Annotated in this window: 12 protein-coding genes; all 12 read right to left on the minus strand. The window is 73.9% G+C overall.

What is annotated here, in order from left to right; all coding sequences use genetic code 11:
• Position 1 precedes the first annotated feature (1 nt).
• Complete coding sequence (locus tag E1266_RS18980) at positions 2–205, minus strand: hypothetical protein (protein ID WP_132048760.1); 204 nt, start codon at positions 203–205, stop codon at positions 2–4.
• Between the two features lie 170 nt (positions 206–375).
• Complete coding sequence (gene der, locus E1266_RS18985; protein ID WP_279436332.1) at positions 376–1752, minus strand: ribosome biogenesis GTPase Der; 1377 nt, start codon at positions 1750–1752, stop codon at positions 376–378.
• A 59-nt stretch (positions 1753–1811) separates the two neighbouring features.
• Complete coding sequence (gene cmk / locus E1266_RS18990) at positions 1812–2474, minus strand: (d)CMP kinase (protein WP_243718582.1); 663 nt, start codon at positions 2472–2474, stop codon at positions 1812–1814.
• A gap of 172 nt (positions 2475–2646) precedes the next feature.
• The gene (locus tag E1266_RS18995; protein WP_268248550.1) at positions 2647–3738 is read right to left on the minus strand and encodes a prephenate dehydrogenase; all 1092 of its coding nucleotides are present in this window, start codon (positions 3736–3738) and stop codon (positions 2647–2649) included.
• A 29-nt stretch (positions 3739–3767) separates the two neighbouring features.
• Positions 3768–4130, minus strand: a complete 363-nt coding sequence (gene aroH / locus E1266_RS19000) for a chorismate mutase (RefSeq protein ID WP_132048762.1) — start codon at positions 4128–4130, stop codon at positions 3768–3770.
• A gap of 29 nt (positions 4131–4159) precedes the next feature.
• The gene (locus tag E1266_RS19005) at positions 4160–4891 is read right to left on the minus strand and encodes a pseudouridine synthase (RefSeq protein WP_132048764.1); all 732 of its coding nucleotides are present in this window, start codon (positions 4889–4891) and stop codon (positions 4160–4162) included.
• On the minus strand, positions 4888–5463 hold the full coding sequence (scpB, locus tag E1266_RS19010; protein WP_132048766.1) for an SMC-Scp complex subunit ScpB: 576 nt from the start codon (positions 5461–5463) through the stop codon (positions 4888–4890). The genes E1266_RS19005 and scpB overlap by 4 nt, the downstream gene beginning before the upstream one ends.
• A complete protein-coding gene (locus tag E1266_RS19015) occupies positions 5456–6337 on the minus strand; it encodes a segregation/condensation protein A (protein ID WP_243718583.1) in 882 nt (293 codons plus the stop codon). Before E1266_RS19015 ends, scpB begins: the two co-directional genes overlap by 8 nt.
• Before the next feature lie 133 nt (positions 6338–6470).
• Entirely contained in the window at positions 6471–6995 is a 525-nt protein-coding gene (locus E1266_RS38065) for a hypothetical protein (RefSeq protein WP_165966129.1), read from the minus strand.
• Between the two features lie 286 nt (positions 6996–7281).
• A complete protein-coding gene (locus E1266_RS19025; RefSeq protein ID WP_165966132.1) occupies positions 7282–8148 on the minus strand; it encodes a ParA family protein in 867 nt (288 codons plus the stop codon).
• Between the two features lie 150 nt (positions 8149–8298).
• Positions 8299–9264, minus strand: a complete 966-nt coding sequence (xerD, locus tag E1266_RS19030; RefSeq protein ID WP_243718585.1) for a site-specific tyrosine recombinase XerD — start codon at positions 9262–9264, stop codon at positions 8299–8301.
• A 166-nt stretch (positions 9265–9430) separates the two neighbouring features.
• Positions 9431–10078 carry an NUDIX hydrolase gene (locus tag E1266_RS19035; protein WP_132048772.1) on the minus strand — a complete coding sequence of 216 codons (648 nt, stop codon included), beginning with the start codon at positions 10076–10078 and terminating at the stop codon, positions 9431–9433.
• Between the last annotated feature and the right edge of the window lie 104 nt (positions 10079–10182).

Consider the following 10182-nt stretch of genomic DNA (forward strand, 5'->3'; position numbering starts at 1 on the left):
GCTACCGGTCGCGCCTGCGCATGTTGCGGACGGACTTGGTCGTCTCGTAGCTGCCGCGCTCGTCGTCGAGCCGCACGTCGTCGCGGTCGGTGAACATGGCCACGAAGGCGATCAGGAGGCCGACGCCGCCGATCCACGGCTCCCGCCACGCGAAGCTCAGCGCCACGCAGACGACCGCACAGGAGATCAGCAGCAAGAGCTTCACGTCGTACCCCTCGACCCGCTCCCGATGCCGGACACCCCGGTCACCGGCCGAACACCACCGGCGGGATCAGCGAGTAATGGAAGACTTACTCACTGCCCGCAGGATGCATACTGACACGCCGCGGCCCGCCCGGGAAAGATCCCGGGCGGGCCGGACGGCGAATATTTCGGTCACTTGCGGTTCTTGCCGCGCTTCTCGCGGATCTTCATGCTGATGTCGAGCGGCGTCCCGGCGAAGCCGAACTCCTCGCGCAGCCGCCGCTCGATGAACCGCCGGTACCCCTCCTCCAGGAACCCGGACGTGAACAGCACGAACCGCGGGGGCCGCACGCCCGCCTGCGTCGCGAACAGCACGCGCGGCTGCTTGCCGCCGCGCACCGGATGCGGGTGCGCGTTCACCAGGTCGGCGAAGAACTGGTTCAGCTTGGACGTGGGGACGCGGGTGCCCCAGCCCTCCAGGGCCGTCTCGATCGCCGGCACGAGCTTCTCCATGTGCCGCCCGGTCTTGGCGGAGATGTTCACGCGCGGCGCCCACCGCGCGTTGTGGAGCTGACGGTCGATCTCCCGTTCGAGGTAGTGGCGGCGCTCCTCGTCCAGCAGGTCCCACTTGTTGTAGGCGATGACGAGCGACCGGCCCGACTCGACCACCATCGAGATGATCCGCAGGTCCTGCTCGGCGAGCGGCTGGTCGGCGTCCACCAGCACGACCGCGACCTCGGCGCGCTCCAGCGCCGACCGGGTGCGCAGCGTGGCGTAGAAGTCGGCGCCCTGGTTCTCCCGGTGCCGCCGCCGGATCCCGGCCGTGTCGATGAACCGCCACGTCTTGCCGCCGAGCTCGATCAGCTCGTCGACGGGGTCGCGGGTCGTGCCCGCCACCGCGTCCACGACGGCCCGCTGCTCCCCCGCCAGCTGGTTCAGCAGGCTCGACTTGCCGACGTTCGGGCGGCCCAGCAGCGCGACCCGGCGCGGCCCGCCCGGCTCGCCGAACGTCTCCGGGGGCGCCTCGTCCGGCAGTGCCGCCAGCACCGCGTCGAGCAGGTCGCCGCTGCCGCGCCCGTGCAGGGCGCTGACCGGGTGCGGCTCGCCGATGCCGAGCGACCACAGCAGCGCCGCGTCGGACTCGGCGGCCACGCCGTCGACCTTGTTCGCGACCAGCACCACCGGCTTGCCGGAGCGGCGCAGGATCTCCACCACGGCCTCGTCCACGTCGGTGGCGCCGACGGTCGCGTCCACGACGAACAGCACGACGTCGGCCAGCTCGACCGCCAGCCGCGCCTGCTCGGCGATCGCCGCGGCCAGCCCGGTGGAGTCGGGCAGCCACCCGCCGGTGTCGACGACGGTGAACCGGCGCCCGCTCCACGTCGCGTCGTAGGCGACGCGGTCGCGGGTCACTCCGGGGACGTCCTCCACGACGGCCTCGCGGCGGCCGAGGATCCGGTTGACCAGGGTCGACTTGCCGACGTTCGGCCGCCCCACGACCGCCACGACCGGCGCGGGCCCCGCGTCCTCGGGGACGTCCTCGACGACGTCCGCCGTCTCCATGTCCACCGTCTCGATCTCGTAATCGCTCACTGTCCCGTCTCCGCGGGGGCCCTCGGGCCGCCCGCTCACTCTTGCTCTTTGGCGAGCCGCACGATCGTCTCGACGACCTCGCTCAGGCTCAGCTCCGTCGAGTCGATCTCGTGCGCGTCCCCCGCCATGGTCAGCGGGGACGCCTTCCGGGTGGAGTCCAGCCGGTCGCGCCGCGCCTGCTCGGCCTGCGTGACGGTCACCGTGGCCGCCGGGTCGGCCGCGAGGTCCTTCGCGCGGCGCGCCGCGCGCGCCTCCTCGCTGGCGGTCAGGTACACCTTGACCGGCGCGTCCGGGGCGACGACCGTGCCGATGTCGCGCCCCTCCACCACGATGCCGCCCGTCCCGATGATCTCGCGCTGCAGCTCGACGAGCCGGGTGCGGACCGCGGGGACGGAACTGACGGCGCTGACCGCGTTCGTCACCTCGCGGGTGCGGATCGGGCCGGACACGTCCGTCCCGTCCACCGTGATCGTCGGCGCGTCCGGATCGGTGCCGGACTCGATGACCGGTTCGAGCGCGCGGGCCGCGACGGCCCCGCCGTCCTCGACCGGCACGCCGTTCTGGAGCATCCACCACGTCATGGCGCGGTACATCGCGCCGGTGTCCAGGTAGCGGAGGCCCAGTGCGCGGGCGACGCCCTTGGACGCGCTGGACTTGCCCGACCCGGAGGGTCCGTCCATGGCGATGACGAGCGGCACGATCGCTCCCTCTCTGTTCCGTTGGAGCGCCCTCCGGCGCGAGGCCGCGGGCGGGCCGGGCGGCGCTCTCCGCCGCGCCGGCGCGCGGGTTCCCCCCGGACGGGCCCCGGCGAACCAGGCTACCGTTCCGCGCCGACTCCCCGGGCCGACTCCCGGGCCGCTAGCCGTACTGCTAGCCGGGCACCGACCAGCCGCGGGCGCGCAGCTCGGCGGCGAGCCCCTCGGCCGCCTCCGGCACCACCGACAGCTCCAGCACGCCCAGCGGGCGGCCCGGCGAGTGCTCGATCGTCACGTCCTCGATGTTGACGCCCGCGATCCCCGCCGCCTGGAAGATCATCGCGAGTTCGCCGGGGCGGTCCGGGATGACCACCTGGACGGTCGCGTAGGCGGGCTGGTCCCCGCCGTGCTTGCCGGGGATGCGGGAGCGGCCCGCGTTCCCGCGCAGCAGCAGGTCCGCCACGTGCGCGGCGGCCTCCTCGCTGCCGTCGCGCAGCAGCGACGCCGCCACCGCCAGGTCGGTCGCGACGGCCTCCAGCACGTCCGCGACCGGCTCGGAGTTCGCCGACAGGATCCCGATCCACAGCCGCGGGTCGCTGGCCGCGATCCGGGTGACGTCCCGGACGCCCTGCCCGGCGAGCCCGAGCGCCGTGTCGTCCGCGCCGGTGAGCCGGGCGGCGACGGCGGCCGACACCACGTGCGGGCCGTGCGAGACCAGCGCGACGGCCCGGTCGTGCTCGGCGGCGTCCACCTGCACCGGCGTCCCGCCGCACGCCTTCACCAGGCCCGTGACGGCAGCGACGGTCTCCGGCGTCGCCTCCGGCGGCGCGCACAGCGCCCACGGGCGGCCGAGGAACAGGTCCGCGCGGGCCGCGCCCGGCCCGGACCGCTCCCTGCCCGCGAGGGGGTGCCCCGCCACGAACGTCGTCAGGTCGCAGCCCAGCTCGGCCGCCTGCGCCAGCGGCAGCGCCTTCACGCTCGCCACGTCGGTGTAGGCGGTGGCGAGGCCGCGCTTCTGCGCGTCCAGCAGCGTCACCGCCACCGCCGCCGGCGGCACCGCGAGCACCGCCAGGTCGGCGGGCCCGGCGGCCGCACCGTCCGGCAGCCGGTCGCCGGCGCCGAGCTCGACCGCCATCGCCAGCGCGGCCGCGTCCCGGTCGGTCAGCAGCACCTCGGCGCCCCGCTCCCGCATGGCCAGGGCGATCGACGTCCCGATCAGCCCCGTCCCGACCACGATGATGCGCCGCGCCGCCGCGTCCTCACTCACGCCGGTCAGCCTACTGCCCTCCGGACGGGTCACTGGGCGATGTCGAGGCGGAGCGCCGTCGCACCGCGCAGGTACACGTGCTGGACGGCGGAGCGCGGCCGGGACGTCTCGATGTGGGCCATCAGCCGGATGACCCGGGGCAGCGCCGCCGGCACGGCGATCTCCGACGCGCACAGCAGCGGCACCTCGTGGAAGCCGAGCTTGCGGGCGGCGAGCGCCGGGAACTCGGCCGTGAGGTCCGGCGTGGTCGTGAAGATGACGCTGATGACGTCGTCGGTGCTCAGCTCGTTGCGCTCCATCACCGCGGAGACGAGCTCCGTCGTCGCCTCCAGGATCTGGTCCCGGTAGTCGGCGTCGACCTGCGTCGCGCCGCGGACCGCGCGTACCGCCATAGCCGTTCCCCCTCCTCGTGCCGCCGGTTCTACAGCCCCACGGCCTTGTACAGCTCGCCGACCTCGTGGACGGTCAGCGCCCGCATCGTGCCCGGCTTCAGCGAACCGAGCCGGATCGGCCCGAACTCTATTCGGGCGAGCTGCTGGACCGGGAACCCGACCTCCTTCAGCAGCCGCCGCACGATGTGCTTGCGCCCCTCGTGCAGGGTGATCTCGACCAGCACACGCCGGCCGACCTGGTCGAACACCCGGAACCGGTCGGCCTTGGCGGGCCCGTCGTCCAGCGTCACACCGGCCCGCAGCCGCTTGCCGAGGTCGCGCGGGATCGGCCCGTGGATCTCCGCCAGGTAGGTCTTGGCGACGCCGAAGCTGGGGTGGGTGAGGCGGTGCGACAGCTCGCCGTCGTTGGTGAGCAGGATCAGGCCCTCGGTGTCGGTGTCCAGGCGGCCGACGTGGAACAGCCGCTCCGGCACGTCGACGTACTCGGCGAGCGACTTGCGGCCCCGTTCGTCCGCCATCGTGCTCACCACCCCGCGGGGCTTGTTGATGGCGTAGTAGCGCATCTCGGCGCGGGTCTCGACGCGCTTGCCGTCCACGTGGATGACGGCGCGCCGGGGGTCGACGCGCTCACCGAACCGGAACACCTTCTTCCCGTCGACGGTGACGCGGCCCTCGCCGATCAGCTCCTCGCAGTGGCGGCGGCTGCCGATCCCGGCCTCGGCCAGGACCTTCTGCAGCCGCACGCCCTCGTTCTCGGTCACGTGTCCTCAACTATGTCGTCAGGCAGGTCATCGGGCAGGAAGGGGGCGAGCTCGGGCAGCTCGTCGAGGTCGCGGAGCCCGAGCCGCTCCAGGAAGTACCCGGTGGTGCGGTACAGGTGGGCCTGGGACTCGGGGTCCTGCCCGGCGTCCTCGATCAGGCCGCGCAGCGTCAGGGTGCGGATGACCCCGTCGCTGTTCACGCCGCGGATCGCCGACACGCGGGCGCGGCTGACCGGCTGCCGGTAGGCGACGACGGCGAGCGTCTCCAGCGCGGCCTGGGTGAGCCGCGCCTGCTGCCCGTCGGTGACGAACCGCTCCACGACCGGGGCGCACACGTCCCGGGTGTAGAACCGCCAGCCGCCCGCGACCTCCCTGAGGTCGAACCCGCGGCCCTGCTCAGTGTATTCCGCGGCCAGCTCCCGCAGCGTCTCCGCGACCTCGCCGCGGGGGCGCTCCAGCAGCTGCGCGAGCGTCAGCTCGGTGACCGGCTCGTCCACCACCAGCAGGATCGCCTCGATGGAGGCCCGCAGGCCCGGAGGCTCCGGCGCCTCCGCGCCGGGTTCCTCAGTCATCGTCTCCCTCGTCCCTCTGATCCTTCTCGTCCTTCTCCGCGGCGCCGTCCTTCTTGGCGGCGCCCTCGTAGTCGTCGCCGACCTCGACGTCGCCCTCGTCGGTGCCGGTCCAGGTGACGTGCAGCTCGCCGAGAGGCTCCAGCTGCTCGAACATGACGTTCTGGTCCCGGTACAGCTCCAGCAGCGCCAGGAACCGCGCGACGACCTCGTAGGTGCCCTCGGCGTCCGACGCGAGGACGCGGAACGTCGTGCTCCGGAGCCGGCGGAGCCGCGCCACGACGATCGCGGCCTGCTCGGTGACGCTGGCCCTCGGCTGGTAGATGTGCTCGACGGAGACCGACGGCGGCTCCTTGGGCGCGAAGGCCCGGGCGGCGAGGCGGGCGAACTCCTCGGGCCCGAGGCCGAGCAGCACCTCCGGCAGCAGGTTCGCGAACCGCGGCTCCATCGGGACGAGGCGCGGGAACCGGCGGCTCGCGTCGGCGATCCGCCCCGCGAACACCTTCGCGACCTCCTTGTAGGCGCGGTACTGCAGCAGCCGCGCGAACAGCAGGTCGCGGGCCTCCAGCAGGGCCAGGTCCTCCTCGTCGTCGACCTCGCCGGACGGCAGCAGCCGGGCGGCCTTCAGGTCGAGCAGGGTCGCGGCGACGAGCAGGAAGTGGCTGGCCTGGTCGAGGTCCCAGTCCCGGCCGTAGGAGTGGATGTGCGCGATGAAGTCGTCGGTGACCTTGTGCAGCGACACCTCGGTGATGTCGAGCTTGTGCTTGGAGATCAGCCCGAGCAGCAGGTCGAACGGCCCCTCGAAGTTGTCCAGGTGGACGCGGAACCCCTGCTCCTCCCCGGTCTCCCGCTCCGGCTCCGGCGACGTCTCGTCCACGTCGCTCACGGTAGCGGAGGTCACCTCCCGCGCTGTGCTCACCGGCCACATCGTCCCACGCGCCCGGCACCGCTCGCACCGAGCCGCCCGTGCCGCCACCGGTCACGCGGGGGACGCCGCGGGCCCCGGCGCCCTACCGGCCGGTCATCCGGCGCACGAGGTCCTCCGCCGCCGCCCGGTCGAAGTCGCCGCTGATCATCACCTCGCCGCCGGTGATCGGGTCCTGCACCATCGGGGCCGAGATGACGGTCCCGGCGACGATCATCGCGATGAGCCTGCCGTCGCTCCCGTCGGGCTGCTCGGCGGCCTTGCCGGTCAGCCGCCCGAACTCCGCGCCGTCGGCGGGGGTCAGTTCCAGCTGGACGGTCCAGCCGGCCTGGCCGTTCTCCGGCCCCTGCAGTGCCGCCTCGATGCGCTCCACCCGCTCGACCGTCATGCGCTCCGGGCCGAGCCGGTAGCAGGTGCCGGCCCCGTCGTCGGGGACGGTCCCGGCCGCGCAGGGCGGCGCGGACTGCTCCGCCACGAGCTGGAACGTCAGCGGCTCCCGCAGGACGACCGGACCACCCCCGCCCTCCCCGCCGTCATCGCGGACGGCCAGGAACACGGCGACGCCCGCCAGCAGCAGGCCGAACGTCAGGAGGGCGACGACGAGCACCACGCGCCCGCCCCCGCCGCGCCGAGGCGGACCTCCCGGCCCCGGCGGCGGGAACGCGGCATAGGGCGGCCCCGCCGGTGGAGGCGGCGGCCCGAACGGCGGCGGAGGAGGTCCCGGCGGCGGTCCCGGAGGAGGTGGCGGCGGCGCGGGGGGCTGCTTCACGGGCGTATCCCGTTCGTCGGGGTTCGCCACCGGGCCGGGCGGCGGACCGGGATCCTGTGCTACCGCGGCCTACGGCGTCCGTGCTCGCCGCGGCGACGGCCTCGCCGACTTTGTAACACGGGAGACCTCACCCTGTGAGGGCCCACCGTCCCAGTACCTCCCGCGCGAGCCCGCGGTAGGCGTTCGCGCCCATCGAGTTGGGGTCGAAGTAGGTGATCGGCTCCCCGGCGACCGTCGCGTCCGGGAAGCGGACCGTCCGGTTGATGACGGTGTGGAACACCTTCTCGCCGAACGCCTCGACGATGCGCCCGAGGACCTCGCGGGTGTGCAGCGTCCGCGAGTCGTACATCGTGCCGAGGACGCCGTCGATGACGAGGTTCGGGTTGATGCGGCCCTGCACCTTCTCGATGGTCTCCATCAGCAGCGCGACGCCGCGCATCGCGAAGTACTCGCACTCCAGCGGGATCAGCACGCCGTCGGCGGCGGCCAGCGCGTTGACGGTGAGCAGGCCGAGCGACGGCTGGCAGTCGATGAGGATGTAGTCGTAGTGCTCGACGGCCGACTTCAGCGCCCCCTGGAGGATGTACTCGCGGCCGACCTCGTGGACGAGCTGGACCTCCGCGCCCGACAGGTCGATGTTGCTCGGCAGCAGGTCCATCCCGTCGACACCGGTCTCGATGACGATGTCCTCCCACTCGGTGTCGCGTTCGAGCAGCAGGTTGTGGATCGTCACGTCGAGCTGGCGCGGGTCGCCCTTGCCGAGCCCGACCGACAGGGCGCCCTGCGGGTCGAAGTCGACGAGCAGGATGCGGCGGCCGTACTCGGCGAGCGCCGCGCCCAGGTTGATCGTCGTGGTCGTCTTGCCGACGCCGCCCTTCTGGTTGCACACGGCCACGATCCGCGCGGGTCCGTGCTCAGCCAGGGGTTCGGGCTCCGGGAACACCGGCACGGGCCGCTGAGTCGGCCCGAGCCCCCTGCTCGGATCGGTCTCTATGGTGGCGGAGGATAGGACTCCATCCGCACCGTTTGTGCTGGTCACCAGATCCCTCCCCGGTGGCCCGGAAATGCCATCCAGAACGGGGACTCTAGGGCCGCCGGTGCCGGGTCTCAAGCCGACGCGCGCCGAACGTCGCGATTTGCCCGGTCAGCTTCTGGCGCGCGGATGCGAGGTGGCGTAGACCTCGCGCAGCAGCTGGACGGTCACCAGCGTGTAGACCTGCGTCGTGGTGACGGAGGCGTGCCCGAGCAGTTCCTGCACGACGCGGACGTCGGCGCCGCCGTCGAGCAGGTGGGTCGCGAACGAGTGCCGCAGCGTGTGCGGGGACACCTCCGACAGGTGCGCCCGGTCGGCGGCGGCGCGCAGCACCATCCACGCGCCCTGCCGCGACAGCCGCCCGCCGCGCGCGTTCAGGAACAGCGCCGGGCCGCCCCGCCCCGCCCGGGCGAGTTCGGGACGGGCCCGCACCAGGTAGGCGTCCACGGCCTCCCGGGCGTAGTCGCCGATGGGCACGACCCGCGCCTTGCCGCCCTTGCCGGCGACGCGGGCGAACCCGTCCCGCAGGTCGAGGTCGTCGACGTCGAGGCCGACGGCCTCGGAGATCCGGGCGCCCGACCCGTACAGCAGCTCCAGCAGCGCCCGGTCGCGCAGGCCGCGGGCGGTGCCGGCGTCGCCGCCGGACGGCGCGTCCGCCGCGGCGAGCAGCCGCTCCACCTCCGCCAGGGAGATCGCCTTGGGCAGCCGACGCGGCGGCGTCGGCGGCTTGACGTCGTGCGCGGGGTCCCCCGCCGCCAGGCCCTCCCGCAGCGCGAAGCGGTGCAGCCCGCGGACGGCGGCGAGCGCCCGCGCCGCCGACCCGGCCGACAGCGGCGGATGGTCCGCGTCGCCCTCGCGCAGGCTCACCAGGTAGGCCCGGACGTCGCCCTCGGTGATGTCGGCGATGTCCGCGCGGCCCCGGCCGTCCTGGACCTGCACGTAACGCCGCAGGTCGCGGCGGTAGGAGCTGAGGGTGTTGGCGGCCAGGCCCCGCTCGACGGCGAGGTGCCCGAGGTAGGTGCGCACGGCGGCGCCGAGCGCGGAACCGGCGCCCGCGTCCCGCGCGGCCGCGCGCACGGACCTCCCGGGCAGCGCGTCCGTTTCATCCGGCCTGTCGCCGCAGCCGGCACCCGTCGCCGGCGACCGGGGATGAAGAGTGTTCAGTTGCGGCACCTCTTCCGGGCGTGGCTGCGGAGTCCCGCCCATCATGCCCCCTCCGGCCCGGCGCTGGGCCCGATCCCGGTCAGCTCTCCGGCGCGTCGACCGGGCGCAGCCCGGCGTATCCCGACGCCCGCGCGGCCTGCGCCGCCAGCACCCCCACGCAGGTGATCATGTTGTGCAGGTCGCCGGCCAGCACCTTGCGGACCGCCTCCTCCAGCGGCACCCACACGACCGGCATGTCGGCCTCCTCGTGGACGCGCTCGAAGTCGATCTGGTCCGCGGGCACCTCGGCGACGTCGCGGGCCAGGAAGATCCGGACGCGCTCGTCGGTCATGCCGGGCGAGGTGTACACGTCGACCAGGGTGTCCCAGCGGCCCGCGCGGTACCCGGCCTCCTCCAGCAGCTCCCGCTCGGCGAGCTTGTGCAGGGGCTCGCCGTCGACGTCCCGCAGCCCGGCCGGCGCCTCCCACAGCAGCCGCCCCACGGGATGGCGGTACTGCCGCAGCAGCAGCACCCGGTCGCGGTCGTCGACGGCGATCACGCCGACGGAGCCGACGTGCCGCACCGAGTCGCGCACGACGATCTCGGTGCCGTCGCCGCGCGGCATCTCCACCCGGTCGCTGCGGACGCCGAACACGCGCCCCTCGAAGACCGTGGACTCCGCCACGACGTCCCAGCGCTCGGGACGGTCCCGGACGTCGTCCGGGCCGAGGCCCCCGGCCGGGCTCATGAAACGGTCACGTTCCCCGCCTCACCGTCGCCCGTGCGGGCCTCGGCATAGTCGAGCGCCGCGGACACCAGCCCGGTGAACAGCGGATGCGGGCGGGTCGGGCG

It is taken from the genome of Actinomadura sp. 7K534 (assembly GCF_004348575.1).
In the GTDB taxonomy this organism is placed as follows: Bacteria; Actinomycetota; Actinomycetes; order Streptosporangiales; family Streptosporangiaceae; genus Spirillospora; species Spirillospora livida.